20 protein-coding genes are annotated in these 26,429 nt (G+C 71.4%); 9 read left to right on the top strand and 11 right to left on the bottom strand.

What is annotated here, in order from left to right; translation table 11 throughout:
- Nucleotides 1-120: 120 nt before the first annotated feature.
- The 3 genes from FS532_RS08335 to manA all read right to left on the bottom strand — a co-directional run bounded on the left by FS532_RS08335 (nt 121) and on the right by manA (nt 2,853).
- On the bottom strand, nt 121-453 hold the full coding sequence (locus FS532_RS08335) for a WhiB family transcriptional regulator (RefSeq protein ID WP_083295294.1): 333 nt from the start codon (nt 451-453) through the stop codon (nt 121-123).
- Nucleotides 454-642: 189 nt separating this feature from the next.
- Nucleotides 643-1,605, bottom strand: a complete 963-nt coding sequence (gene galE / locus FS532_RS08330) for a UDP-glucose 4-epimerase GalE (protein WP_144752480.1) — start codon at nt 1,603-1,605, stop codon at nt 643-645.
- 39 nt (nt 1,606-1,644) lie between these two features.
- Nucleotides 1,645-2,853 carry a mannose-6-phosphate isomerase, class I gene (gene manA, locus FS532_RS08325; RefSeq protein ID WP_144752477.1) on the bottom strand — a complete coding sequence of 403 codons (1,209 nt, stop codon included), beginning with the start codon at nt 2,851-2,853 and terminating at the stop codon, nt 1,645-1,647.
- Between the two features lie 40 nt (nt 2,854-2,893).
- Between manA and FS532_RS08320 the strand changes: the two genes are divergently transcribed.
- Together FS532_RS08320 and FS532_RS08315 are read left to right on the top strand one after the other, a co-directional pair.
- Nucleotides 2,894-5,026, top strand: a complete 2,133-nt coding sequence (locus FS532_RS08320; RefSeq protein ID WP_186321958.1) for an acyltransferase family protein — start codon at nt 2,894-2,896, stop codon at nt 5,024-5,026.
- A gap of 30 nt (nt 5,027-5,056) precedes the next feature.
- Nucleotides 5,057-6,436, top strand: a complete 1,380-nt coding sequence (locus tag FS532_RS08315) for an O-antigen ligase family protein (protein ID WP_144752470.1) — start codon at nt 5,057-5,059, stop codon at nt 6,434-6,436.
- On the opposite strand, the gene FS532_RS08310 is transcribed toward FS532_RS08315, so the two are convergent.
- Nucleotides 6,426-7,838 carry a hypothetical protein gene (locus FS532_RS08310; protein ID WP_144752467.1) on the bottom strand — a complete coding sequence of 471 codons (1,413 nt, stop codon included), beginning with the start codon at nt 7,836-7,838 and terminating at the stop codon, nt 6,426-6,428. The genes FS532_RS08315 and FS532_RS08310 overlap by 11 nt on opposite strands.
- Nucleotides 7,839-7,929: 91 nt before the next feature.
- On the opposite strand from FS532_RS08310, the gene FS532_RS08305 reads away from it, so the two are divergent.
- Nucleotides 7,930-9,231, top strand: a complete 1,302-nt coding sequence (locus FS532_RS08305; RefSeq protein ID WP_144752464.1) for an O-antigen ligase family protein — start codon at nt 7,930-7,932, stop codon at nt 9,229-9,231.
- Between the two features lie 341 nt (nt 9,232-9,572).
- On the opposite strand, the gene FS532_RS08300 is transcribed toward FS532_RS08305, so the two are convergent.
- The gene (locus FS532_RS08300; RefSeq protein WP_144752461.1) at nt 9,573-10,325 is read right to left on the bottom strand and encodes a polyprenol monophosphomannose synthase; all 753 of its coding nucleotides are present in this window, start codon (nt 10,323-10,325) and stop codon (nt 9,573-9,575) included.
- Complete coding sequence (locus FS532_RS08295) at nt 10,322-12,811, bottom strand: glycosyltransferase (RefSeq protein ID WP_144752458.1); 2,490 nt, start codon at nt 12,809-12,811, stop codon at nt 10,322-10,324. The genes FS532_RS08300 and FS532_RS08295 overlap by 4 nt, the downstream gene beginning before the upstream one ends.
- Nucleotides 12,812-12,953: 142 nt before the next feature.
- Here FS532_RS08295 and FS532_RS08290 point away from each other — a divergent pair, with 142 nt between their 5' ends.
- Nucleotides 12,954-14,291 (top strand): glycosyltransferase family protein, encoded by a 1,338-nt coding sequence (locus tag FS532_RS08290; RefSeq protein WP_144752455.1) that lies wholly within the window; start codon nt 12,954-12,956, stop codon nt 14,289-14,291.
- Nucleotides 14,292-14,368: 77 nt separating this feature from the next.
- Here FS532_RS08290 and FS532_RS08285 read toward each other — a convergent pair whose 3' ends face one another.
- Both FS532_RS08285 and FS532_RS08280 read right to left on the bottom strand, forming a co-directional pair.
- A complete protein-coding gene (locus tag FS532_RS08285; protein WP_144752452.1) occupies nt 14,369-16,882 on the bottom strand; it encodes a hypothetical protein in 2,514 nt (837 codons plus the stop codon).
- The gene (locus tag FS532_RS08280) at nt 16,882-17,448 is read right to left on the bottom strand and encodes a hypothetical protein (protein WP_144752449.1); all 567 of its coding nucleotides are present in this window, start codon (nt 17,446-17,448) and stop codon (nt 16,882-16,884) included. Before FS532_RS08280 ends, FS532_RS08285 begins: the two co-directional genes overlap by 1 nt.
- Nucleotides 17,449-17,652: 204 nt before the next feature.
- Between FS532_RS08280 and FS532_RS08275 the strand changes: the two genes are divergently transcribed.
- From FS532_RS08275 to FS532_RS08255, 5 genes are all read left to right on the top strand, one after another.
- Nucleotides 17,653-18,555 carry an ABC transporter permease gene (locus FS532_RS08275; protein ID WP_144752446.1) on the top strand — a complete coding sequence of 301 codons (903 nt, stop codon included), beginning with the start codon at nt 17,653-17,655 and terminating at the stop codon, nt 18,553-18,555.
- Between the two features lie 3 nt (nt 18,556-18,558).
- On the top strand, nt 18,559-19,788 hold the full coding sequence (locus FS532_RS08270; protein ID WP_144752443.1) for an ABC transporter ATP-binding protein: 1,230 nt from the start codon (nt 18,559-18,561) through the stop codon (nt 19,786-19,788).
- A complete protein-coding gene (locus FS532_RS08265) occupies nt 19,707-20,819 on the top strand; it encodes a glycosyltransferase family 2 protein (RefSeq protein WP_144752440.1) in 1,113 nt (370 codons plus the stop codon). The genes FS532_RS08270 and FS532_RS08265 overlap by 82 nt, the downstream gene beginning before the upstream one ends.
- A gap of 74 nt (nt 20,820-20,893) precedes the next feature.
- A complete protein-coding gene (locus FS532_RS08260) occupies nt 20,894-22,042 on the top strand; it encodes a glycosyltransferase family 4 protein (RefSeq protein WP_222121956.1) in 1,149 nt (382 codons plus the stop codon).
- Entirely contained in the window at nt 22,039-22,893 is an 855-nt protein-coding gene (locus FS532_RS08255) for a glycosyltransferase family 2 protein (RefSeq protein ID WP_144752435.1), read from the top strand. Before FS532_RS08260 ends, FS532_RS08255 begins: the two co-directional genes overlap by 4 nt.
- A 134-nt stretch (nt 22,894-23,027) precedes the next feature.
- On the opposite strand, the gene FS532_RS08250 is transcribed toward FS532_RS08255, so the two are convergent.
- The 3 genes from FS532_RS08250 to FS532_RS08240 are packed head-to-tail and all read right to left on the bottom strand — an operon-like array spanning nt 23,028 to nt 26,374.
- A complete protein-coding gene (locus tag FS532_RS08250) occupies nt 23,028-24,881 on the bottom strand; it encodes a glycosyltransferase (RefSeq protein WP_144752432.1) in 1,854 nt (617 codons plus the stop codon).
- Nucleotides 24,882-24,889: 8 nt separating this feature from the next.
- A complete protein-coding gene (gene rfbA, locus FS532_RS08245) occupies nt 24,890-25,753 on the bottom strand; it encodes a glucose-1-phosphate thymidylyltransferase RfbA (RefSeq protein WP_144752429.1) in 864 nt (287 codons plus the stop codon).
- A 12-nt stretch (nt 25,754-25,765) separates the two neighbouring features.
- The gene (locus FS532_RS08240; RefSeq protein WP_144752426.1) at nt 25,766-26,374 is read right to left on the bottom strand and encodes a dTDP-4-dehydrorhamnose 3,5-epimerase family protein; all 609 of its coding nucleotides are present in this window, start codon (nt 26,372-26,374) and stop codon (nt 25,766-25,768) included.
- Nucleotides 26,375-26,429: the final 55 nt, after the last annotated feature.

Genomic DNA, 26,429 nt, shown 5'->3' with positions numbered 1-26,429 from the left:
TCTACGGTCTGGAGGGGCGGCTCGGCCTGCGGACGGCGGCGCGCCGTGAACCTGTGGAGACGATCACTGCACGGTGTGCGTCGGACGCGCACCGTGCCTCCCGGCAGACGGGGTGCGCGGTTACGCGCGCTTTCTCAGCTTGCGGCGCTCGCGCTCGGACAGGCCGCCCCAGATGCCGAAGCGCTCGTCGTTCTCGAGCGCGTACTCGAGGCACTGCGCCCGGACCTCGCACGAGGTGCAGATCTTCTTCGCCTCGCGCGTCGATCCGCCCTTCTCGGGGAAGAACGCCTCGGGGTCCGTCTGCGCGCAGAGCGAGTCGACCTGCCACGCGAGAGGGTTCTCCTCGTCGTCGGTCTCCGGACGCCGGACACCCGGGACGCCGAGCGACACGGGGTCGACGTGCCAGTCCTCCGGTACTCCGGCGTGGAAGTCGGAACCGTTCACCCTGATCACCCCTGACGTCTCGATAACGGGACCACAACGATCGCTGTCGTTGCCTGTAATTACAGCGGTGTCATTCGCGAGAGTCAAGTCGCGGATCATAGAAGGCTCTGACCGTTCCGGCGTGTCATGTCCCCCGTACGGGCGTGTCGCGGCCGGTCTGTCCGGGCTTCGGGGGACAACCGACCGCCCCTCGAGCACTCAGGAGACGTTGCGGCGGGCCTCCCACGCGCTGGTGACCATCTCGTCGAGCGTGTGGCGCATCGACCACTCGAGGTCTCGTGCCGCGGCCTCGCCGGTCGCCACGATCCGTGCGGGGTCCCCGGCGCGTCGCGGTGCGATCTCCGGCTCGAACGCGATCCCGGTGGCGGCGGCCATGGCGTCCATGATCTGCCGGACGCTCACACCGTCGCCACTGCCGAGGTTGTACGCGCGCTCGAGGGTCTCGCCGGCCTCGAGCTTCTGCGCGGCGATCGCGTGCGAGTGGGCGAGGTCGGCGACGTGCACGTAGTCGCGGACGCACGTGCCGTCCGGCGTGTCGTAGTCGTCGCCGTTGATCCGCGGGGTCCGTCCGGCGAGCAGGGCGTCGAAGACGAGCGGGAAGAGGTTGTGCGGGCTGGCGTCGTAGAGGTCCGGCTCCCCCGAGCCGACGACGTTGAAGTAGCGCAGCGACGTCGTGGTGAACCCGGCGGCGACCTCCATGTCGCGGAGCAGCCACTCGCCGATGAGCTTCGACTCGCCGTACGGCGACTCCGGGGCCTTCGGGGTGGACTCCACGACCGTCTCGACGTCCGGCGTGCCGTACACCGCGGCGCTCGACGAGAACACGGCCTTCCGCACGTCGTTCTCCGCCATCGCACGGAGCAGCGTCGCCATGCCCGTGACGTTCTGCTCGTAGGTGTGCAGCGGCCGCTCCACCGAGACGCCGGCGTACTTGAAGCCGGCGACGTGCACGACGCCCGTCGCCGCGTGGTCGCGCAGCGTCCGGGCCAGCAGCTCGCCGTCGAGGATCGTGCCCTGCACGAACGGCACGTCGTCGGGCACGAACGCCCGGAAACCGCTCGACAGGTCGTCGAACGCGACGGTGTCGATCCCCGCTGCACGGAGCGCTCGGACGACGTGGGACCCGATGTACCCGGCACCGCCGGTGACCAGCCAACTCATGCTGGCCACGCTAGCGGACGGTGTTGCCCGACCTCGCGTTCACGCTCCGGTGGCGATGAAGACCGTCGAGGCCAGTCCACTGCCACCGTCGGCCTCGACCGTGACGTCGCCCTCGTCGGGCGTGATGTAGCAGGACTCCCCCTGGCGGAGCAGTGTCGCCGACGTCGCGCCGACGAGCGTGACGGCACCCGCGGTGCAGATCGCGATCGACGGCCCGACGAGCGGTGCCACCCCACCGGTGCCGAGACCGACCGGGCGTCCGTCGCCGGTGACACGGAGGAGCGCGAAGCCCACGCCGTCCGGCGCGAACCGCTCGACACCGGCGTCGACCGGTTCGGGCGCGAGCAGCGGGGCCGGGTACGCGGTGAAGTCGAGGACGTGCAGGAGTTCTGCCACGTCGACGTGCTTCGGCGTGAGGCCACCCCGCAGCACGTTGTCCGACGGGGCCATCAGCTCGATGCCGAGTCCGTCGAGGTAGGCGTGGATGTTCCCCGCGGGCAGGTACATGGCCTGACCGGCGGCGAGCGTGACGCGGTGCATGAGCAGCGAGACCACGATGCCCGGGTCGCCCGGGTAGCTCGACGTGAGGTCTCGCACGGTCGCCGTGTTCGGCGTCAGGGCGTCGTCGGGCAGCGCCGCGGCGAGGTCGCTGACGGCCTGCACGATCGCCCGGGCCGACGAGTCCGCGGTCTCGAGCCAGCGGACGGTGTCCTCGAGTCCGTGCTGCAGGTGCACCGCGAGGGGTCCGAGGCGACCGGACCCGGCGTCGAGCGCCTCGACCTCGGCGAGGGTCTCGGCGAGCGGACGGAAGCCGCTCAGCGCCTCGAACCGCTCGCTCAGCGCGACGACGAGCTCGGGCTTCGGGAACGGGTCCTTGTAGTTGCGGGCCGGGTCGTCGATCGGGACCCCGGCCGCCTGTTCGCGCTCGAAGCCCTCGCGCGCCTGCTCCGGCGTCGGGTGCGCCTGCAGGGACAGCGGCGCCGCAGCCGCGAGGACCTTGAGCAGGAAGGGCAGCCCGGAGCGGTCGGCCCCGAGCGCGTCCTGCGGCTCGGCGGCGATCCAGTCGAGCAGTGTGTCGGCACCGCCCACCATCGCGGGGTTCACGACCACGCTCGGGCTGCCGGGGTGGGCACCGAGCCAGAGTTCGGCCTGCGGGGCCCCGGTGACGGTCCGGCCGAGGAGCTCGGGGATCGCGGTGACGGACCCCCAGGCGTAGTCGCGGGGCGTGTTCGTGATGCCGAGGAACATGGGACAGAGCCTATCGGCGGTCACATTAGACTCTCCCGCGATGCCAGCAAGCACAGCGGAGGCACCCACCCGACGGGCGCTCCGGACAACCGCCACCGGGACGACCGACGCGACCCGGTGGGACATCCAGGGGCTCCGCGCGTTCGCGGTCCTCGCGGTCGTCCTCTACCACCTGTGGCCGGGCCGACTGCCCGGCGGGTTCGTCGGCGTCGACGTCTTCTTCGTCATCTCGGGCTTCCTCATCACCGGCCACCTCCTCCGGGAGCTCGTGACCACCGGCCGGATCGGTCTGGCCGGGTTCTGGGCACGCCGGGCGAAGCGGCTGCTCCCCGGCGCCTTCCTGACGATCGTCGCGACGGGCACCGCCGTGCTCCTCTGGGTCCCGAGCGCCCTCTGGGGGCAGTACGGCCGGGAGCTCATCGCGTCGACCGTGTACGTGCAGAACTGGCAGCTCGCCGCCGACTCGGTGGACTACCTCGCCCAGGGCAACCAGGCGTCGCCGTTCCAGCACTTCTGGTCGTTGTCGGTCGAGGAGCAGTTCTACATCGCGCTGCCGCTGCTGTTGCTCGCCGCCCTCTGGCTCGTCCGACGGTCCCTCCGCCGCGGGACGTCCGCCGTCACCGTCGTGCGGATCGTGCTCGGGGCCGTCGTCGTGCTCTCGTTCGCGTGGAGCATCGTCCAGACGCAGACGGCCTCCGGCATCGCCTACTTCTCGACGGCCACCCGGGCGTGGGAGTTCGCGCTCGGCGGTCTGGCGGCGACCGTCCCGCTGGCGGCCCCCCGGACCCTGCCGGCCCGCGTCGTGCGGGTGGTGGGTGCCTGGGTCGGGGCAGCGGGACTCGTGCTCTCGCTGGTCGTGATCACCGCGGCGACGCCGTTCCCCGGCAGCGCCGCCGCGCTCCCGGTCGTCTCCGCGACCTTGGTCGTCCTGTTCGGTGGACGGTCCGGGCTCCAGCGGATCGGGAGGTTCGCACCGATCGGCTTCCTCGGTCGCATCTCCTACGCGGTGTACCTCTGGCACTGGCCCGCCGTCGTGATCGTGCCCATCGTCCTGCGGCACGAGCTCACGACGAAGGACAAGGTCGCGATCCTCGTCGGCGCCGTCGTCGTCGCCTCGATCACGACGCTGTGCATCGAGGAGCCGCTCCGGTTCTCCCGCTGGGTCAAGGCGCTCCGACCGCGCCGTGTGGCGCTCTACGGCGCGCTGAGTACCGTCGTCGTCGTGGCACTCGGGGTCGCCTCGCTCACCGCGCTGCACGTGCAGCAGGTCCAGGCGGCGGAGTTCGCGAAGCAGCTCGGCCGCGGCGACGTGCGGTGCTTCGGCGCGGCGGCACTGATCTCCTCGAGCGACCCGTGCGTCAACCCGGCCCTGACCGACGTCCGCGTGCCGTCCGCCGCGAACGCGCTCGACGACGACGCGAACCGGGCCGCGTGCTGGTCGAACGACTCCGACGCGTTCAACGTGTGCGCACTCGGCCCGAAGACCGGGTACACGAAGCACCTGATCGCGATCGGGGACTCGCACAACAACGTGCTCGTCGACACCTACGAACGGATCGCCGAGGCGGAGAACTGGCGGATCGACGTCGCCGGACACCAGAGCTGCTACCTGACCACCGCCGTCCAGAAGGCAGGGTCGGCGGAGCAGGTCGCGGACTGCAACGGCTGGAAGCAGAACGCGATGGCGTACCTGCGGTCGCACTCCGACCTCGACGGCGTCGTCGTGACGCACTCCACCGGGAACGGCGCGGTGATCCCGCCCGCCGGCAAGTCGAACGACGACACCGTCGTCGACGGGCTCGTGGATGCCTGGCGATCGGCGGCCGACGTGGGCATCCCGATCATCGCGCTCCGCGACAACCCGACGGCACGGCCGGACGTCGTCGCGTGCGTCGGGCAGATGTCCGGTGCGACGACGAGCGGATGCGACTCGAGTCGGGCGAACGCGCTGCGGCTGTTCGACGGCTCCGAGCAGGCAGCCGCCCGTCTGCCGGGCAAGGTCCGGACGATCGACCTCACGGACTACTACTGCACCGCCACGGTCTGTCCGGCCGTGATCGGCGGTGTCCTCGTGCACCGGGATCCGACGCACCTGACGAACACGTTCGCGAAGACCCTCTCGCCCTACCTCGGCGACGAGATCGCGGGGGCCCTCCGCGCGTTCGGGAAGTAGGTCGTGCCGGTGAACACGTACCCTGACTCCGTGACGAACTCCTGGCCGCTGGCACGCGGGACCGTTCCCGAGCGCGAGGCGTTCGCACTCGGGGCGACCGTGCTGTTCGTCCTGTTCGCCGGCGACGCCGTGCCGAACACGCTCACCTGGGTCGGTGCCGGCATCCTCTGGGCCGCGGTCGCGGCCTGGGGCATCTCGGTGCTCGTGCGCGCCCGTCCGCCGATCGTGCGGACGCCCCGCTCGCTGTGGTTCTTCCTCGCGTGGTGCCTGCTGTCAGTCGTCTGGTCGCACTGGCGGCCGGCCACGATCGCGAGCATCACCGTCCAGGTCATCTGCGCCGCGATCGCGTTCGCCATCGCCTCGACGTTGACGTGGCGCCGCATCCTCGACGCCGTCAGCCTCGCGATGCGCTGGGTCCTCATGCTGTCGCTCGTGTTCGAGGCGTTCGTCGCCGTGGTGGTCCGACACCCGATCGCCCCGATCTGGACCCACTACGGCGACGCGAAGATCCCCGACGCGTTCTACTTCTCCCGCGCCGAGCTCTTCACCGGCGGGCGCATCCAGGGGCTGCCCGGCAACGCCAACCTCCTCGCGATGGTGGCGTTGCTCGCAGCGATCGCCGTCGCCGTGCAGTTCGCCGAGGGACGGATGGGTCGGAACCGGACCATCGGGTGGCTCGTCGTGGCCGTCGCCGTGCTGCTGCTGACCCGCTCGTCGACCGTGCTCGCCGCCGCGCTCGTGGTCGTGGTGGCCCTGGTCGTCGCGCTCTGGATCCGCCGGGTGCCGACCGAACGTCGGACACCGCGGTACCTCGTCGTGCTCGTGGCCGCCGTGGTCGTCGCCGTGGTCGGGTTCCTGGCCCGGGGCACCGTGTCGGAGCTGCTCGGCAAGGGCGCGGACGCGACCGGTCGCGGCGAGATCTGGCAGCGGGTCCTCGGCCTGGTCGACCAGCACCCCGTCGTCGGGTGGGGCTGGATCGGGTACTGGTGGCCGGACATCCCGACCCTCGCCGACCTCGCGCACCGCAAGGGCGTGACCTACCTGCAGGCGCACGACGCGTACCTCGACGTGTGGATGCAGACCGGGATCATCGGCCTGCTCCTCTTCGCGCTGTACGTCGTCACGACCCTGAACCGCTCGTGGTCGTCCGCGACGCGGATCGGGTACGACCAGACCCTGTCGCCGCGGCCGTTCGACCCGGTGTCGCTGCTGCCGCTCCTCGTCGTCGTGGCACTGCTCGTGCAGTCCGTCGCCGAGTCCCGCCTGCTCTACCAGGGCAACTGGGTGCTCTTCGCGCTCATCGCGATCAAGACCCGCATCGTGCTCGTCGGCGAGGAACCCCGCTCCACCGGTGACGGCCCGCGCACCCCGCCCGCCAAGCGCGAGTTCCGCCGGGCCGTCAGCCGCTGAAGAATCCGTTGCTGAGGAGCCTGCTGCACGGCACGTCCGCGGCCCACAGGGCGGTCCGCACCGGGACGACCTTCGCGGGATCGCCGTCGCACGCCGTCACGGCCGCCGGGATCTCCCCCGCCCAGACCGGCCCGCCGCTCCGTCGTGTGTCACCGGGCGCCGCGTTGCCCACCGCCGCGGCGACCACCAGGGCGACCACGCACCAACCGGCCACCGCCCCGACGAGGCGAGCCGCGCCTCCAGTCCGTCCCCGCCGCCCCGTCGCGGGCGCAACGGGCGTCCGCCAGCCGACGAGGACGCCCGCCGAGACGACCGCCGCCGCGACGAGCAGCAGACCGGACGCCGCCGCGTAGCGCAGCGGCGGCACGGCCTCGAGCGCCGCGACCGGGTGCGACCAGTCCAGGGTGGCTCCGCCGTTCGCGAGGAGCGCGGCCCACCAGACACCGCCCGACCCGAGCGCCAGCGCGACGATCGTCCACCGGGCCCGCCACCGTCCGACCAGGACCGCCGCGGCGACCACGAGCACGAGCAGCGCCAACGGCACCAGGACACCGGCCCAGCCGTGCGCGACGACGAACCGGACCGCGGCCCGCACGTCGGCGTCCCACGCGCCGGCGAACGGCTGGAGGACCCACCCGGCGACGACGTCCGCGAACGCGGGCGACCCCGGACGCGACTCCCGGTGGTCGGTCAGGGCAGTGGTCACCTGCGCGACGGCGCCGAGGAGCGCGACCACGGTCACCGGGAGCGCGCGCGGCCAGGCTCGTGCGCCCGATGCGTCACGCAGCGGGAACCACGCGAGCAGCAGGAGCGGCAGGAAGAACACCGTCTGCAACTCGGAGAGCACCACGAACCCGGCCAGGACCGCCACGGCGGCACTCCCCCACCAGGTCCGGGCACGGTACGCGAAGCACCACGGCGCAGCGAAGAGCAGGAACCAGTGCAGGTTGGCGGCGTTGCCGGCGATCTCGTACGGCGCGAGCGGCAGGATCGCGGGGACCGCCGCGAGCACGAGCCGGAACGGCCACGACGGCACGACGTCGCGCGCCAGGACGAAGACCGCTGCTGCGACGACACCGACCACGGTGCACGCCCCCAGTGACAGCACGCGGGCGTAGTCCTCGATCGGCATCGCCCACCCGAGGTCCACGAGCAGCCGCGGGACGAGGTGCAGGTACCCGGCGTAGGGGTGCAGGAGCGAGTCGACGGGTCCGAGCGCCACACGCTCGCGCAGGAAGATGCCGCCGTCCTCCGCCCAGACCGTGGTGCGCGTGACCGGGCCGAGTCGCCACCACGTGAGCGCGACGACACCGGCACCGACGAGGACCGGGCCGAGCACCCCGACGAGCGCCCCGACGACGGCGATGACCGGCCGTGGCCTCGGGATCTGTTCGTCGTCCATCGTCCGCCGACCGTAGCCGAGTCATCACGCATCGGCGATATCGACGCTCCGCGATGGCCCAGCACGGAGGCGCGTACGCCAAGATGGACGGGTGACGGACGGACGGCTGACGAAGCGCGTGCTCGCCAGGCGCTACCTCTCCGCCTGGATCGGGTTCTCCGCCGGCGGCCGGTTCAGCCAGGCACTCGCCACCGTCATCGTCCTGTTCGCCTTCGGACAGCCCACCGTCCAGGCCCTCGTCGGCCGCGCCGGCGTCTGGGCGGTGCTCGTCTCCCTGTTCGTCCTCGCCGGGCTGAGCCTGCTCGGCCAGCGGTACCGGATCGAGTGGCACGGCGTGCTCCCGCTGTCGCTGATGGCCTTCGTCGGATACTGCGCGCTGAGCGTGCTCTGGAGCGAGTACTCCTGGGTGGCGCTCCGCGGACTCGTCGGCACGGTGTGCTTCATCGGGCTCGGACTGTACCTCGCCCTCGGGCGCGACCTCGTGCAGGTGATCCGGGCCTCCGGCGACGCGTTCCGGATCCTGCTCGTCGTCGCCCTCGGACTCGAGGTCCTGTCCGGCCTCGTCCTGGACACCCCGATCCCCGCGTTCGGCATCCAGGGGAACATCGCCTACGGCGGGCCGATCCAGGGCGTCGGCGGGACCCGGAACTTCATGGGGTTCATCGCCGCGATGGCGCTCGTGACCTTCGTCGTCGAGTTCCTCACCCGCTCGGTGACGATGTGGCGCGCGATCGGTTCCACCGCACTCGCCGTCATCGCGCTGATGCTCGTGCAGTCCCCCATCACCGGCCTCGCCATGATCGCCCTCGCCGTGACCGCCCTCGCGCTCTGGTCCCTGCGGCACGCCCGACCGACCACCCGCCCGGTCGTGAACGGCGTGCTCGGCGGGTTCGTGCTGCTCATGCTCGTCGTCGGCGTGCTCGCCCGGCACCGGGTCCTCGCCGAGATCGGCGCGGCCGGCGGCACCGCGACCCGCGTCGACCTGTGGTCGCAGATCCGGGTCTTCGTGGGGCAGTACCCCATCCAGGGCTGGGGGTGGGTCGGCACCTGGCCGCACGAGGCCGTCGTCCCCTACGTCACCTTCATCGACCCCGCCGGTGCCCGGTTCACCTCAGGTCTGAACGCGTTCGTCGACGCCTGGCTGCAGATCGGCCTCGCCGGCACGATCATCCTCGGCGTCACGGCACTGCTCGCGTTCGCCCGGGCCTGGGTCACCGCGACGACGTTCCCGGGCGTGGCGTACGTGTGGCCGGCCGCGGTGCTCGTGCTCCTCGGGGTGACGAGCGCAGCCGAGAGCTACCTGCTGCACGGCGCCGGTCTGATGGTGTTCGTCGCCGTGCTGGTGATCGCGGCCCGACGGCGGTCCTGGCGGCGGCACCTGCCGCGCACCTGACGAGCGCTGCGCGCCGGAGCTGCGTCACGTCGCGCTCTCGCACGGTGCGCCCTCGCACGGTGCGAGGGCGACGTACGGTGCGCGGTTCCGCGCACGGTGCGGGCCCACGCGGCTCGCACCGTGCACGAGACCTCGCACGCTGCGGACTGGAGGCGCGTGGCGGCGCCGCCACGCGCCTCCAGTCCGCCCGTGGCTCGCACGGTGCGACGGCGACGTACGGTGCGAGGTTCCGCGCGGGGTGCGAGGCTCGGACGGTCCCACCGTGCGCGGAACCTCGCACACTGCGGACCAGCCGGTGGGCGCAGCGCGACGCGCGCGCCGCGCCGCGCCGCGCGCGGCCGTCAGCGCGCGGTGTGCCGCCGGCGGCCGAAGCGCCGCTGGAGTCCCCACTGCGTGACGCGCAGCATGGCCTCGCCGACGACCGAACCGCTCATCTTCGAGACGCCGTGCACGCGGTCCCGGAACCGGATCGGCACCTCGACGATGCGTCCACCGAGGTCGTCGACACGCAGGGTCATGTCGACCTGGAAGCAGTAGCCCTTCGAGTCGACCGACGCCAGGTCCATGCGCGCGACGGTGTCCGCACGGTAGGCCCGGAACCCCGCCGTGACGTCACGCACGCCGACGCCGAGCGCGATCCGGGCGTAGGTGTTCGCGCCACGGCTGAGGACCTCGCGCCGGAGCGGCCAGTCGACCACGGAGCCCCCGGGGACCCAGCGGGACCCGATGGCGAGCGCGACGGTCTCGTCGTCCTGCACGGCGCCGATCAGCGCGGCGAGCCGGTCGGCCGGGTGCGACCCGTCGGCGTCCATCTCGACCAGCACCGGGTAGCCCCGTTCGAGCCCCCAGCGGAACCCGGCGACGTACGCCGTCCCGAGGCCGAGCTTGCCGCTGCGCTCGATGAGGTGCACGCGATCGTCGTCACCCGCCATCGCCCGGACGAGGTCGGCCGTCCCGTCGGGACTGCCGTCGTCGACGACGAGCACGTGCGTCGTCGGGACCGCCTCGAGGATCGCTCGGACGGCGCTCTGGATGTTCTCGGCCTCGTCGTACGTCGGGACGACGACGAGGGCCGTGGGAGCTGCTCCGGTCACCGGTTCTGCAGGCGCCGCTTGATCTTGCCCGCGACACTGCGCGGGCCCTCGGTGCGGAAGTAGTGCACCGCACGGCCGACGTCGTGACGGATGCCGTAGAGCTTCTTGCGGTCCGGCACGCGGACGCGCATCTGGTGCGCCTCGACCTGCGCCGCCGTCTCCCGCACGGACTTGTCGGCGGCACGGACGGGGTTCCGGCAGAACTCCACGAGCGGCGCGAGGACGTTCTCCCACGTGAACTGCTCACGGACGCGGTCGACGTTCCCGATGAACTCGGTGCGGGCCTTCTTGTCGTAGATCGCCGTCTCGAGCGCTGCGGCCAGGCCGTCGATGTCCTGCTCGTGCACGGCGATGCCGAGCTTCTGCTCCGCGACGAGGTCGCCGAAGGAGTCGCCCGCGGTCGTCACGATCGGCAGGCGCGCCCACAGGTAGTCGAGGATGCGGGTGCGGAACGAGAACGTCGTCTCGAGGTGCTCGTAGTGCGTCGAGACGCCGGCGTCGGCCTCGAGCAGGTAGGCGCCGCGCTCCTCGTACGGGATCCACGTGTCGTTGAAGAACACGTGCTTGCCCGTGAGGCCCAGCTCGTCGGCCTCGGCACGGACCTTGGCGACGATGTCCATCTCCGGGACGTCCGGGTTCGGGTGCTGCACGCCCATGAAGAAGAGCTTCACGGTCGGGCGGCGCTCGGCGAGCCGGGCGATCGAGCGGACGAGCGTGATGGGGTCGAACCAGTCGTAGATCCCACCGCCCCAGACGACGAGCTTGTCGTTCTTGCCGATGCCCGGAACGACGCCCTTGACCCGCGCCTGGTCGTGCACGGGCGGGGTCGAGGACAGGCCGAACGGCACGACACCGATGAGCGAGCGGAGGTCGGCGTCGCGCGAGTACGTGCGGGCGTTCACCCGGCCGGAGCCAGCGAGCTGGCCGAGCCAGAACATGCGCTGACGCTCGGAGGCGCAGATGAAGTAGTCGCCGAGTTCGAGCTGGTGGTTCAGGGTGTCCGAGGCGTCGAGGATCTGGCGGTTCCACTGGTCGACGTCGTCGCTGCGGCCCTGCTCGAGCTGCTCGAGGTGCAGCGGGTCGTACACGTCGACCACGAGGATCTTGCGCGTCGACTCGAGCACCGGGAACAGGCGGAGCGCGTGGCCCTGCACGATGATGACGTCGGCCCACGCCTCGTGCTCGACCATCTGGCGCGGGTGGCGGTGCGGCACCGTGACGACCTCGTACGAGGGGTCGATCGGCGACGAACGGGTCAGGCTGATCACGCGGACGTCGTGCTCGGTCGCGAGCTGCTTCGCCATCTGGGTGGCCCGGATCGCCGGGCCGGCCATCTTCTCGCCGATGGAGTCGCCCGTGATGATGAGCACGCGGCGGCGGGTGCCGACCTCGAGCACGCCGAGCGAGTGCACGATCTTGTCGTAGCCGGCGAGGTAGTTCTCGATCGGGTACGCCGGCTCGTCGCGGTTGCCGAACAGCCGGAGGAGTTCGCGGTCGCTGCGGACGCGGCTCGCCTGGATCTCGCGGCGCGACTCGGTCATCGACGGCAGCTGCTCGACGAACTGGTCGACGCCGTAGATGCCGGCCATGCTCGTCTTCGGCACGGGGATCGTCGGGACGCTGTCGTCGCCCGGGTTGCGGAGGTCGAGCTCGGTCGAGTCGAGCTCGCCGCGGCCGATCGCGCGGCGGACGACGAGCGCGAGGGAGCCGGGGAGGGCCGCAGCGAGCTGCTCGTCGCCGAGGTTCTTGTAGAGCGTGAAGAGGGCGTTCCGCTCGAGCAGGTACGTCTCGCGGAAGTCGCCGAACTTGTTCATCGACGCGTGGTGCTTGTGGAACGCGACGGACTTCGGCTGGTACCGGAAGCGCCAGCCGAGCAGGTTGAGGCGCCACCCGAGGTCGACGTCCTCGTAGAACATGAAGTAGCGGTCGTCGAACCCGCCGAGCTGCTCGAACAGCTCCGCGCGGATGAACATCGCCGCGCCGGTGCCGAACAGCACGTCGGTCTCGGACTCCCAGCGGCCGGTGTCCGGGGAGCCGGCGAAGGGCTTGTAGCCCATGCCGTACCAGGTCATCGCGGCCTCGGTGAAGTCGACGTTGACGCCTTCCCAGTCGAGGACCTTCGAGGCCACCGCACCGATGTCCGCGCCGGAGGCGAACGTGGCCATCGCCTCGCGCACCCAGCCGGTGTCGGGACGGGCGTCGTTGTTGAGGAACGCGACGATCTCGCCGGAGGAGTGCTCGACACCGAGGTTGCAGCCCCCCGTGAACCCGAGGTTCGCGCCGGAGTCGACGAAGGTGAAGTCGAGGTCGGAGGCCTTCAGCCGTCCGACGTGCTCCGGACCGGAGCCGTTGTCGACGACGATGACCTCGAGCTTGTCCTGCGGCCAGTCCTGCTTGCGGAGCTCGGCGATGCTCGTCAGGGTGTCGTCCGTGCCCTTGTAGTTCACGAGGACGACGGACACGACTCCCGGCTTGCGCTCTGTCACGGCGGGTTCCTCCAGCGGCTGCCGCGCCAGCGGCAGGGATCGGTGATGCGACCGTCGGGGATGCCCGTCGGCCGACATCACCCTACAAGGCGCAGCACGGCGCTCGGCTGAGGTCGGGTCCGGGTCGTGCACAATGGCACTCGTGTCGCACCACTCGATCCCGTCCTCCCCCGCATCGTCCCCGCTCGCCGAAGAGTACGCCGCGATCGCACGCGGCGACCACGCGACGGGCCCGAGGGGCACGATCCGCTTCGCGGTCTCGACGGACGACCCGACCGAGGGCAAGGGCGACCTGTTCGTCGCGCTCGGGCTGGCCCGGGCGCTCCGGTCCGCGGGCTGGGGCGTCGACTTCTGGCCGATCGGCCGCTGGACCGAGGAGGTCCCGGCGGACACGACGGTGCTCGTGAGCATGATCGAGTCGTTCGTCCCGGGTCTCGTGCCGGCCGGCACCGCGACGGTGGCGTGGGTGCGCAACTGGACGGCGCAGTGGGCCTCGCTCCCCTACCTCACCGAGTACGACGCCGTGTGGGCGTCGTCCTCGATCGCGCGGGACGCCCTCGCCGCCGTGTACGACGGCCCGGTCGAGGTGGTGCCGATCGGCGTCGACCTCGACCTCTTCACGACCGAACCGACCGAACCGACCGACACCGCCGGCACCCCGACACCGCGCAGCGACCGGACCGTCACGACCGTCAACTTCTGGGGTGCCCGCCGCCGGGTCCAGGACGTCCTGCTCGAGATTGCGCCCGCCGAGCCCGTCGTGTGGTTCGCTGCGAACGTCGAGCACGTCGAGCCGTCCCCCGGTGTCGAACTGCGCGCCGCGGTGCCGTACTTCGCCCTGCCGGAGGTCTACCGCGCGGCCGCGTTCGTGGTGGACGACGTGATCGCGCCGGCCGCCGAGTTCGGCACGCTCAACTCCCGGCTGTACGAGTCGCTCGCCTGCGGTGCCCTCCCGGTCACGGACTGCGCGCTCGGACTCGACGAGCTCGGGCTGGGCGACGTGCCGGTGTTCACCGACGCGGCCTCGCTCGAGCGTGCGATCGCGATGCCGACCGCGGATCGCGACGCCCTCGTCGAGCGGCTGCACGCCGTGGTCGTCGAGCGGCACTCCTACGCCGCCCGCGCCGAACAGGTCCGGTCGTCCCTCGACGCGGCGGTCGAGCGGGCGAACGGCCGCACCGGCGATCGTGCGCCGCTCCTGCGCTGGGCGACGCTGCAGCGCGAAGAACTCCGCGAGACCGCCCACGAGCGCGACGTGCACCGCTCCGGGGTCCACCAGATCAACGAACGGCTGATCGTCTCGGAGGAGGCGGTCGCCGTCCTCGACCGTGGCCGACGCGACGCGGACGCGGCCCGCCAGGCGGCCGAGTCGGAACGTGATGCCATCGCGCTTCGCTACGAGGCCCTGACGCGCTCCGCCGAGTACCGGGTGCTGGACCGCCTCGGTCGCGTGGCGCGCCGGCTCCGGCAGCGCGGCTGACGGTACGGACCGGACAGACGGACGGGAGGCACGGTGCCAGCTGGCACCGTGCCTCCCGTCCGTCTGTCCGTCACCACCTACGAGACGGTCACCGTCTTCGTACCGAAGTCCTTGTAGACCCCGCCCGGGAGTTCCTGGTACCAGACCCGCACGGTGTGCTTGCCGGCCGTCAGGCCGGTGAGCGAGACGTCCAGCCCGACGTCGGAGCCCCAGCCGGGGTGGACCTTCTCGACGTCGGTGCGCACGGCGTCGGCACTGCCGGCAGTCGCCCCGACGCCGTCGACGTGGATCTTGTACTTGACCGGAGCGAACGTGTCGGGGTCGATGGCCCAGCCGGTGACCCGTGCGGTCCCCTTGCCCCCGGTCACGCCGTCGTACGCGCCGTAGACCGCACCGGTCTTGCCGGTGCTCGTGCTGCTCGTCGCCGTGACCGTCACGGACTTCGTGCCGAAGCTGACGTAGGTGCCGCTGGGGAGGTCCTGGTACCAGACCGTGACGGTGTGCGTGCCCGGTGCGATCCCGGTCAGCGTCGTGGCGAGACCGACGTCCGAACCCCAGCCCGGGTGCGACGACGCGATGTCCGACCGGGCGGCGTTCGCGGTGCCCGCCGCGGCGCCGACCCCGTCGACGTGGATCTTGTACAGCACCGGGTCGTACCGGTCCGGATCGATCGCCCAGCCCGTGATCGCGACCGTCCCGGCGCCGCCGGTGGCCTGCTCGAACGCGCCGGTGACGGGGCCGCTCCCCCCGGTGGCGCCGCTCGACGGCGGGGTCCCGACGGTCACGGTCTTCGTGCCGGCGCTGACGTAGGTTCCGCTCGGCAGATCCTGCCACCAGACCGTGACGGTGTGCTTCCCGGGAGCGATCCCGGTCAGCGTCGTGGCGAGCCCGTGCGCCGAGCCCCACTTCGGGTAGGCGGTCGCGACGTCGCTGCGCGCGGCGTTCGCGGTCCCGGCCGCGGCACCGACCCCGTCGACGTGGATCTTGTACAGCACGGAGGCGTACGTGTCGGGGTCGATCGCCCAGCCCTTCAGCGCGACGGTCCCGGCGCCGCCGGTCGCCGACTCGAAGGAGCCCCTCGGGGCGCCGGTCGCGCCGGTCTTGGCGGTGACCGTGGTCGCCTTCTGCGCGACCTTGACCCAGACGGAGCCCGGTCGGTCCTGCGTCCAGAGCGAGACCGTCCTGGTCCCCGCTGCGACGTTCTGGACGGTCTTCGAGAACCCGACCGTGGAGCTCGCGCCCGGGTACTTCGCCGCGATGTCCGCGCGCTGGACGTCGGCGGTCGCAGCGATCGCGCCGACACCGTCGACCTGCACCTTGTAGGCGGTCGCAGCCGACGAGTCACGGTCGAGCGCCCATCCGCTCACGGCGATGGTCCCCTGGCCGCCCGTGACCGTGTCGAGACTGCCGACCGGCGCCGAGGACGGCACGGTGACGTCGCCGCAGTTCAACAGCGTGTTGGCCCCCGGCCCGACGTTGATGCCGAACACGCAGACGTTGTGACTCCCGGGTGCGATGCCCGTCAGCGTGGTCTGGAACCCGTGCGCCGTGTTGTTCGCACCGAGCTGGCCGGCGAGGTCGGCTCGCGTCGCGTCCGCCAGCACCGAGGCCTTGCCGACACCGTCGACGTAGAACTGCGCCTTGATCGGGGCGGTGGTGTCCGGATCCGCCGTCCACCCGCGCACCGAGATCGTGCCGCCCGCTGCGCCGCTCTGGGCGTCGACGAACCCGATCGGGGACGAGCCGCCCGTGGGCGAGCCGAACCAGTCGGTGTACATCCGCCAGAAGTTGCGGTTGCCGTAGGCCGAGCAGCTGTCGCCCGTGCCGTAGAGGTTCGCCATCGCGGCGGTGTTCGGCGTGTACGGCGTGTAGATGTACAGCCCGGCGGTGGCCGCGTTCTGGATGTACACGGTCTTCCGGCCGCACGCGGCGTTCGGGTTGTACAGGATCGAGTTGTTCCGGCCGGCCTGGTACGCCCACGAGGTCGGCGACGCCTGGTAGCGCTTGAACTGCAGCGCCGCGGCGTAGACCTGCTGGCCGAACCCGAAGTACTTCGGGTCGCACGGTGCCGTGTCCGGGCAGGCGAAGCCCGTGGCGTGCAGGTACATGTAGTTCGTCGGGGCGTTCGTCGTGACGATGCCCTGCTCCTTCTGCAGGAGCACGAGGAGCACCTTCTGGCTGATCCCGCAGGCCGCACCGACCTGGGCGATCATCGTCGCCGCCGACTTCGACCCGGCGGCGATCGCCGCGCACCGTCCGGAGACCGCCGGGATCGCGCTCATGCTCTGCACGAAGTTCTTCAGGCACACCGGGCCGCCGGACTGCTGCTTGCAGTTCGGGGCGACGCTGTTGAGGAACGACTGCACGCTGGTGGCGCTCATCGCGGACCCGTTGTAGAAGTTCGCGTCGCTGATGATGTAGCCGGGGTCGAAGTTCGCGGCGACGGCGGCCGAGGCCGACTCGGAGCCGTCGTTCCCCGCCGCGATCGTGCCGATCGTCAGGCCGCCGGCGGCGACCGCCAGGGAGGCGACGAGCGCCAGGGTCGCGCGGAGCGGGCGGCGTCGCCCGTCCTTCGTTCGGATGGATCGCATCACGGCACCTCCGCCGTCATCGGGTCGGACGTGGTCGACTTCGACCCGACCGTGTACTTCAGGGTGATCGACCACGTGCCGGTCGACACCTGGTTCGCGGGGAAGGACACCTGGGCGCAGTTCACGGACGAGGCACTCGCCTCGGCCTTGCTCGTGGCGGTCCGCGACACCGTGCCCTTCTTCGCCGTGAAGGTGCAGGTGCCGGACGTGTCGGTGGTGCCGGAGACCAGGCCGCCGGCCTGGAGGGTCTTGCTGCCGGTGTCCCAGCCGGAGAAGGTCAGGACGGCGGTGGCCGGGAAGTCCGACGGGTCGACGTCGGGCTGGGTCGTCTGACCGGAGCCGGGGAAGGCCGTCGGGACGTCGTCGTCGCCCGCGGTGGCACCGGACGACGGCTCGCCGACCCCGTCCGTCGTCGTGGGGGTCGGCGACGGCGTCGTCGTGGCGGAGGCCGACCGCGTGGCGCTCGGCGTCGGATCGGTGTCTCCGCCGGCGGAACAACCCGCCGCGAGGAGACTGAGAGCACCGACCACCGCGAGCGCAGCGATCGGCCGTGGAGCAAGCTGCATGCTGACGGGCCGTCCTGTGGATGTTGACAAGGGTCCGGGTTGCGTCAACGGTAACCCCAAAGTGAAGGTTGAGGGTTGCTCCTGCGCACATTCACCCCCGCACGGGGGCGAACGACACGTGTCGCTCGGCGCCGGCGTACTCCGGTTCCCCATCGCTGTGGTGAGTATGCTGTTCCGGTCCTGCCCCCACGAACGAAGAGACGAATGGTCGATCAAGCCCGCATGGCGGCGCTCGCGAAGGAACCCCTCGTCGTCGTCGGCGCCCCGACGAGCGCGATCCGAGGCACCTGGCGAGAACTCCGCGACGTCTTCCGGCAGCGCGAGATGCTCGGGATGCTCATCCGCCGCGACCTCAAGGCGCGGTACAAGGACTCGGCGCTCGGGTTCGTGTGGACGCTGGTGCGCCCGCTGACCCAGCTCCTCATCTACTACTTCGTGATGGGACAGATCCTCGGCGCGGCCAAGGGCATCGACAACTTCGCGATCTACGTCTTCACCGGCCTGAGCGCGTACACGCTGTTCAGCGAGATCGTCGCGGGGTCCACCGGATCTATCGTCGGCAACTCCGGCCTGATCAAGAAGGTCTACGTCCCGCGCGAGGTCTTCCCGCTCGCGAGCGTCGGCGCCGCCCTGGTGAACTACGTCATCCAGTTCGCCATCCTCATCGCCGCGACGATCGTGCTCGGTCTGTTCCCCTGGCACGGCGGACTCGTCTACCTGATCCCCTCGTTGCTCGTCATCCTCGTGTACGGCGCCGCGATCGGGCTCGTGCTCTCGGCCCTGAACGTCTACCTGCGCGACGTGCAGTTCGTCATCGACGTCGGCCTGATGGTCCTGCTCTGGGCCTCGCCGATCGTGTACTCGTACTCGATGGTCATCGAGCGGCTGAAGGTCGACTGGGTCCTCGCCATCTACACGAACAACCCCCTCACCCTGTCGGTCCTCGGCATGCAGAACGCCATCTGGCTGCACGACCCGGCGAAGGTCACGTACCCCGACCACCTCATGCTGCGACTCGGCATCGCCTTCGTGATCGGGCTCTTCTGCCTGCTCGGAGCGCAGCGGGTGTTCTCCCGCCTGCAGGGCAACTTCGCGCAGGAGCTCTAGACCATGGCCATCAGCACACCTGTCTCCCCGACAACGCGCCAGGACACCGCCGAGCGCCCCGACGTCATCGTCATCGACCACGTCCGCAAGCGGTTCGTCGTCCGCAAGGACAACACCATCCGCGAGCGCATCGTCACGCTCGGTCGCGCCGGCCGGAAGCACCGCCAGGACTTCTGGGCCCTCGACGACGTCACCGTGTCGATCCAGGCCGGCACCACCGTCGGGCTCATCGGCCAGAACGGCTCCGGCAAGTCCACGCTGCTCAAGGCCATCGGCGGCATCATCCAGCCGACGTCCGGCACGGTCGCGCGCCGCGGGCGTCTGGCGGCGCTGCTCGAGCTCGGCGCCGGGTTCCACCCGGACCTGTCCGGCCGCGAGAACGTCTTCCTCAACGCGAGCCTGCTCGGCCTGAGCCGCAAGGAGACCGAGGAGCGCTTCGACGACATCCTCGCGTTCTCCGGGATCGGCGACTTCATCGACACCCAGGTGAAGTTCTACTCATCCGGCATGTACGTGCGACTCGCCTTCGCGGTGGCCGTGCACACCGACCCCGACGTCCTGCTGGTCGACGAGGTCCTGGCGGTCGGCGACGAGGCGTTCCAGCGCAAGTGCCTCGACCGCATCCGGTCGTTCCAGGAGCAGGGCAAGACGATCATCATCGTCACGCACTCGCTCAGCCAGGTGCAGGAGATGTGCGACCGCGTCGTGCTGCTCAACAAGGGCAAGGTCCTGCACGACGGCGACGCGATCCAGGCGGTCAGCAAGTTCCGCGACGTCCTCGAGGAGCGCCGTTCCGACGAGCTCAGCGCGGACGTGGCGGTCGGTCGCGGCACCGTCCTCGGCGCCACCGTCACGGTCGAGGGCAAGGAGCACCGCGCTCCGGTCGTCCCCGGTGACGACCTCATCGTCGACATGGAGTTCGAGCACCTGGACCGCGTCGAGGACTGGGAGGCCGCGGTGCAGATCAACAACACCGCCGGTCAGGTCGTCTACGGCACCACCACGGGCATCATGGGCATCCACCTCGAGCCGCTGCACGGTCGCCGGAAGCTCCGCCTCCGCATCGCGGACACGAACTTCGGCACCGGCAAGTACTTCATCAACGTGTCGATGATGGACTCCGCCGGACGACACCTGCACGACCTGCCCGAGTGCGACTCGTTCGAGGTCCCGTCGTTCGGCGACGCCGTCGGCACCGTCTACGCGAAGCCCTCGATCGAGGAGCTCGGCTGACCCCGACCGACGGCGCCAGCCGCACCGCGGTCGTCGTCGTCAACTGGAACCGCGCCGACCTCACCACGCGGGCGGTGCGTGCCGTCCTCGACGACGGCGCGGCCGATGAGGTCGTCGTCGTCGACAACGGCTCGACCGACGACTCCGTCGCCGTGCTCCGACGCGAGCTGCCGGAGGCGACGGTGTTCGTCCGTGACACCAACGGCGGGTTCGCGGCGGGTGCGAACACCGGCATCCGGCACACGGACGCCGAGATCGTGGTCCTCCTCAACAACGACGCCGAGCCCGCTCCGGGCTTCGTCGCGGCCCTCCGCGACCACCTGGACGCCGCCCCCGCGGCGGTCGCGGCCGTGACGGGCCGCATCGTGCTCGCCGGACGCTGGTCGCGCCTCCAGTCCGGTTCACCATCCCCCACCGGACGCGCGCTGCGGGACCACGACGGCCACCTGTGGGTGCCGTCGCCGGACGGCGAAGTCCGTCTCAACTCGACCGGCGTGCGCGTCGACCGCGACGGCAACGGCATGGACCGCGACTGGTTCGCTGCCGTCGACCGGCCCGCCGACCGCGACGTCTTCGGGTTCTCCGGCGGCGCGTCAGCGCTCCGACGGGCCGCGTTGGACGACGTCGGACTCCTGGACGAGTCGCTGTTCATGTACTACGAGGACACCGAGCTCGCGTGGCGGCTCCGACGCCGTGGATGGCGCGTCGAGTACGCCGGCGACGCGGTCGTCGAGCACGACCACTCCGCGTCGTCGGGCGTGCAGAGCGACCTGTTCGTGTTCCGCAACGCACGCAACCGGGTGGTCGTCGCCCTCTGGCACGCGCCGTGGTCGACGGTGCTCCGTGCGAGTGCCCGGACCCTCGTCCGCGGCCTGCGCGGACTGGCCGCCGGCAGCACCCGACGGGAGGCGCGACTCGTCCTGGCAGCACTGGCCGACGTCACGGGACACCTCCCCGCGCACCTCGCGCACCGGCTCCGTCAGACGCGGGTCGCGTCCGTCCCGCGGAGCGCCGTGGACCCGAGCGCATGAGCGCGGCGGGCTATCCTGGGAACTCCCCCGTCGACGGCACCGGCCGCGGCGTTCCCGCACGGAAGGAACCACGCGTGCCGCAGCTCACCGTCCTGATCGACGGGACGGCGGTACCGCGGAACCTCGGCGGCGTCGGACGCTACGTCGAGGGGGTCGTCTCGCACCTCACGGATCCCGACCTCGACGTCCACCTGGTCGTCCGGCCGGTGCACGCGTCGCACTTCGCCGAGATCGCCCCGCACGTCACGGTGCACCGGGCGCCGGCGTGGACCGACTCGGTGCCCCTGCGCTTCCTCTGGGAGCAGATCGGCCTGCCCGCACTCGGCCGCCGACTCGGTGCGACCGTGCTGCACTCACCGCACTACACGTTCCCGTTCTCGTGGCGACGCGGGTCGGTGGTGACGCTGCACGACGCGACGTTCTTCTCCAACCCGGAGTGGCACTCGCGCCTGAAGCGCACGTTCTTCACGTGGTGGAGCCGCCGCTCGCTGCGGACCCGTCCGGTCGTGATCGTGCCGAGCGCCGCCACCGCGACCGAGGCCGCGCGCGTCGTCACGGGCATCCGCGCCGACGTCCGGGTCGCGCCGCTCGGGGTCGACCGCACCCGCTTCCACGAGCCGACCACGGCCGAGGTCGAGGACGCCCGGATCGCCGCCGGACTCCCCGACGACGCCCCGTGGATCGCGTTCCTCGGCACGATCGAGCCGCGCAAGAACGTCACGGCGCTGCTCGACGCGTACGCCGCCGTGCGGGGTGCGCGGGACTCGACCGGGTCGCCGACACCGTGGCTCGTGCTCTCCGGCGCGCGCGGATGGGACGACGCCGCGATCGAGCGGCTCGACGCGCTGCAGGACGCCGACCACGTCGTCGAGGCCGGGTACCTCCCGCTCGAGGACCTCGCCGGCTTCCTCGGCGGCGCGGAGTTCGTGGTGTACCCGTCGCTCGGCGAGGGCTTCGGCCTGCCGGTGGTCGAGGCGATGGCCACCGGGGCGTGCGTGCTCACCACCCGCCGACTCTCGCTGCCCGAGGTCGGGGGCGACGCCGCGGTGTACACCGAGCCCGACGCCTCGGCGCTGGGAGCCGCGATGGCGTCGCTGCTCGACGACCCCACGCTCGTCGCGTCGCACCGGGCCGCCGCGCTCCGACGGGCCGACGACTTCACCTGGGACGCCACGGCCGCCGTCCACGTCGGTGCCTACGAGGCCGTCGGAGGTGCACGATGATCCGCGTCGCCGTCCTGACGGTCACGTACAACACCGGTGAGACGATCCGGCCCTTCCTCGCGAGCATCGAAGCCGCCTCGACGTCGCCGGTCGCCGTCGTCATCGCCGACAACGGGTCAGCCGACCTCGACGCGCTCCGGGCGATCGGCGAGTCGTACGGCGCCGTCGTGGTGTCCTCGGGTGGGAACCGCGGCTACGGCGGCGGGATCGACGCCGCCCTCGCCGCGCTCGACGACGTCCTGCCCGACGTGCGGCCGGACTTCCTGCTCGTCACGAACCCCGACGTCGTGCTCGAGCCGGGGTCGATCGACGAACTCGTCGCCGCGGCCGACCGGCTGCCCGACGGCGGGTCGTTCGGGCCGCAGATCCTCGACGACCAGGGCGAGACCTACCCGTCCGCCCGGCGGCTCCCCTCGCTCCGCACCGGCCTCGGCCACGCGGCGTTCTCGCGCTTCTGGCCCGCGAACCCGTGGAGCCAGCGGTACTGGTCCACCACGCAGGTCGTCGAGCGCGAGGCCGGCTGGTTGTCCGGCGCGTGCTTCCTCATCCGCACCGACCTGTTCCGGCAGCTCGGGGGCTTCGACGAGTCGTACTTCATGTACTTCGAGGACGTCGACCTCGGACAGCGGGTCGGGTTGTCCGGACGGGCGAACGTCTACGTGCCCACCGCCGTCGTCACCCACACCGGCGCGCACTCGACGTCGTCGAACCGGCGCCGCATGGAGATCGAGCACCACCGCAGCGCCTACCGGTTCCTGTCGCGGAAGTACCGGGCGTGGTGGCTGTGGCCGCTGCGGCTCGTGCTGCGCGTCGGTCTCGCCGTGCGTGCGCGCTGGGTCACCCGCAAGTAGCACGGCGACGTCGTCCACGCGCACCGAGTCGGTGCTTCGCGCCCCGGAACGAACATCGCGCCCCGTCACAACGGGGCGCGATGTTCGTTCGGGGGCGCGATTCGTCCTGGAGGGGCGGCCGGTGCCCCTGCTGGTCAGCGCCGCAGGCGGGCCCGCTCGGCGCGGGCGGCGTCCAGCAGGACCCGGGCTCGGGCGTCGAAGGAGTGCTCGGAGGCGATGCGGGCGGCGACCTCGGCGCGCTCGTCGGGTGTCGGCCAGGGGCGCACCGGGTCGAGCAGGGCGGCGAGGTCGTCCTGCGACCGAGCCACCGCGAGCGTCGGGACGTCGAGCACGTCGTCGAGACCCTCGACCGGATCGGTGACGACGACTCCTCCGGAGGCCAGCACGTCGAACACCCGGTTCGACACGAAGCCCCCGGCAGCCATGTCCGGCCAGTGGTCGTTGAGCACCACCCGCGCGGAGGCGTAGGACGCGGCGACCTCGGCCCGGGTCAACCCCGGCGCCCCGCGCATCGGCTCCGGCACGACGGACTCCCACCCGGGTCCGTGCACGCGCAGATCGGCACCGAGCGCGACCGCGTCGGACACCACCGGGCGTGAGGCACCCCGGGTCGACCCGACGAAGACCACCCGGCCGGCATCGGGTCCGGTCGGCGGGGACGGACGGAAGACCGCCGGGTCGGTCGCCTGCAGCAGCGTGGTGACCGGGACACCCGATCGCTCCGCCGCCGCTGCCGCCCAGACGGGCCCCGCCGCGAACACCGCGTCGAAGGAACGGAGTTCGGTGTCGACGACGTCGTCGGGGTGGCTGATGACCCAGAGCAGGTTCACGGACGCCGGGTTCGGCGGCACCCGGTCGAGGCCGCGCACCACCAGCGTGACGTCGTCCGTGCCGTCGTCGTCACGGACGTGGGCGTCCCGCCGGTCGACGCGGACCCGCTGTCCGAGCCGTTCGAGGGCCCCGGCGAGCTCGGCGGCGAAGTGGACGTCGCCCCAGCCGTCGCCCTCGGGCCCTGCGGGGGCGGCGATCTTGAGCGACCACGCGAGCTGGTCGGTCGACACTGTCCGCTGCGGCGCGGGCGCGACCGGACGGGCACCCCATGGTGGCAGCGGCGGACCTGCGACGACACCCGGGCCGCCGGGCTCCGGCTCGCGGTCGCGCCAGGCGGCGAACGCGTCGACGACGGTGCGGTCGATCGTGCGACCTGCCTCGGCCGACCGTTCGACTGCCCACGTCACGACGGGGTCCTGCCCGGTCCGGTCCGCGACCGCTCGGGTCCAGGCCGTGACCGTCATGCGTTCGTCCGGGAGGCACGGCGCCGGCACCAGCGCTGCACCCGGCACCGCGACCACCGGTTGGTCAGCCGCGAACACCCGTGCCGTCCGGATCCCGTCGGCGAGGCGCGCGTCCGAGACGGCTGCGGCGACGTCCGGCGACGGCGGGGAACCCGGATCGTCGTCCGTCCCGGGGAGCGCCCCCGGTCGGAGCAATCGAGATCCGTGCCGACGACTGCCGTCGGCCAACCACACGCGCGCCTGGGCGACACGGTCGTGGCCCGCCGTGGCGAGCACCTGCAGGTCCTGGTCGGTGACGCCGACGGTGGAGTCGACGACGAGCAGGACGCGACCGACCCCACCGGACACCCCGGCGTTGATCGCGGACCCGATGCCGTCCACCGGGTCGGTGCGTACCCACGGCAGGCCGCGCTGCGGGGCGTCCCGTGGCGAGGCGTCGGCCACGTACCCGACGGCACGGACGTCGGCCTCGGGGCCGAAGGCCCGACGGGCCGCCGCCACCATCGCGGGCAGTCGCTCGTACCGGTCCGACCGGCTCACCAGGACCACGGTGACCGCGCGGTCCAGGTGCGGCAGGGTGCCGTCGAACCCGGCCACGAGAACGGGCGACGCCGCCGTCTCGGACGCGGGTCGCGCCTCCAGGCAGGAGCCGGAGGGCGTCGCGTCGCGACGGCGGCGTCTGAAGATCGCCACGAGAGCGACTACGCGGAGAGGAGCCGCTGCAGGTAGACGCCGTAGCCGCCCTTGACCAGCGGCGCGGCGAGCTCGGCGAGCTGCGCGTCGTCGATCCAGCCGTTGCGCCAGGCGATCTCCTCGATGCAGCCAATCTTGAAGCCCTGACGGTCCTCGATGACCTTCACGTACTCCGAGGCCTGCATCATCGACTCGAACGTCCCGGTGTCGAGCCAGGCGGTGCCGCGGTCGAGGACCTGCACGCCGAGCTCCCCCGCCTCGAGGTAGCGCTCGTTGACGGTCGAGATCTCGAGCTCGCCACGCGCGCTCGGCTCGATCGTCTTCGCGATCTCGATGACCTTGTTGTCGTAGAAGTACAGACCGGGGACGGCGTAGTTCGACTTCGGCTCCGCCGGCTTCTCCTCGATCGAGACCGCGGTGAAGGCGTCGTCGAACTCGACGACGCCGTACGCCTTCGGGTCGGCCACGTGGTACGCGAAGATCGTCGCGCCGTCGACCTCGGTGTTCTTCCGGAGGTTCGTGCCGAGGCCGGTGCCGTGGAAGATGTTGTCGCCGAGGACGAGCGCCACGCTGTCGTCGCCGATGAAGTCCTCACCGATGACGAAGGCCTGCGCGAGGCCGTCCGGGCTGGGCTGCACGGCGTACTGGATGTCCATGCCGAGCGAGGAGCCGTCGCCGAGCAGGGCGCGGAACTGGTCGTTGTACTCGGGCGTCGTGATGACCAGGACCTCGCGGATGCCGGCCATCATGAGCGTCGACAGCGGGTAGTAGACCATCGGCTTGTCGTAGATCGGCATGAGCTGCTTGCTGATGCCCTTGGTGATCGGCCAGAGACGGGTGCCGGAACCCCCGGCGAGGATGATGCCCTTCAACGTTCTCTCCTGTTACTTCTTCGTCCGCAGGGACTCGGTGTAGGCGACGCATTCCTCGTACGTCGGGAGCAGCCCGGCGGCCGCGGCTTCCTCGAGCGTCGGAGCGCTGGTGTCCTTCTCGGAGAGCACCGGCTCACCGAGCCCCTCGGGCAGTTCCAACCCGACCGTCGGGTCGAGGATCGTGATCCCCTTCTCGCGCTCGGGGTCGTAGTGGGCGCTGACCAGGTAGTTCACGGTCGACTGGTCCTCGAGCGCGACGATCGCGTGGCCGAGGCCCTCGGACAGGTAGACGGCCTTGCGGTCGACGTCGTCGATCCGGACGGAGTCCCACTGCCCGAAGGTCGGGGAGCCGACGCGGATGTCGACGATGTAGTCGATGAACGCGCCGCGGACGGCGGTCACGTACTTGGCCTGGCTCGGCGCGACGAGGGCGTAGTGGATCCCGCGGGCCACACCGGCCGACGAGATCGACATGTTCACCTGTCGGAGGTCCAGCGGGTGGCCGATCGTCTCTTCGAGGACGTCGGCGCGGTACGCCTCGAGGAATGCTCCTCGTGCGTCGCCGTGCTGGACGGGCGTGAACTCCCACGCGCCGGGGATCTTCAGTTCGCGGATCTGCACCGGGGCAGCCTAGCAAGCCGACTGGTACACCACACTCCGGGGAACCGACTCACCC

The organism is Curtobacterium pusillum (assembly GCF_007673235.1).
GTDB classification, from domain to species: domain Bacteria; phylum Actinomycetota; class Actinomycetes; order Actinomycetales; family Microbacteriaceae; genus Curtobacterium; species Curtobacterium pusillum_C.
The sequence above is the reverse complement of the archived record's forward strand: the minus strand, read 5'-3'. Positions and strand labels throughout refer to the sequence as shown.

Bases quoted from the DNA above. Each gene is read 5' to 3' on its own strand.
- FS532_RS08320 (WP_186321958.1), top strand. From the start codon at position 2,894: ATGCCAGCAAGCACAGCGGAGGCACCCACCCGACGGGCGCTCCGGACA.
- FS532_RS08310 (WP_144752467.1), bottom strand. From the start codon at position 7,838: ATGGACGACGAACAGATCCCGAGGCCACGGCCGGTCATCGCCGTCGTC.
- FS532_RS08280 (WP_144752449.1), bottom strand. From the start codon at position 17,448: ATGCAGCTTGCTCCACGGCCGATCGCTGCGCTCGCGGTGGTCGGTGCT.
- galE (WP_144752480.1), bottom strand. From the start codon at position 1,605: ATGAGTTGGCTGGTCACCGGCGGTGCCGGGTACATCGGGTCCCACGTC.
- FS532_RS08285 (WP_144752452.1), bottom strand. From the start codon at position 16,882: ATGCGATCCATCCGAACGAAGGACGGGCGACGCCGCCCGCTCCGCGCG.
- manA (WP_144752477.1), bottom strand. From the start codon at position 2,853: ATGTTCCTCGGCATCACGAACACGCCCCGCGACTACGCCTGGGGGTCC.
- FS532_RS08275 (WP_144752446.1), top strand. From the start codon at position 17,653: ATGGTCGATCAAGCCCGCATGGCGGCGCTCGCGAAGGAACCCCTCGTC.
- FS532_RS08255 (WP_144752435.1), top strand. From the start codon at position 22,039: ATGATCCGCGTCGCCGTCCTGACGGTCACGTACAACACCGGTGAGACG.
- FS532_RS08270 (WP_144752443.1), top strand. From the start codon at position 18,559: ATGGCCATCAGCACACCTGTCTCCCCGACAACGCGCCAGGACACCGCC.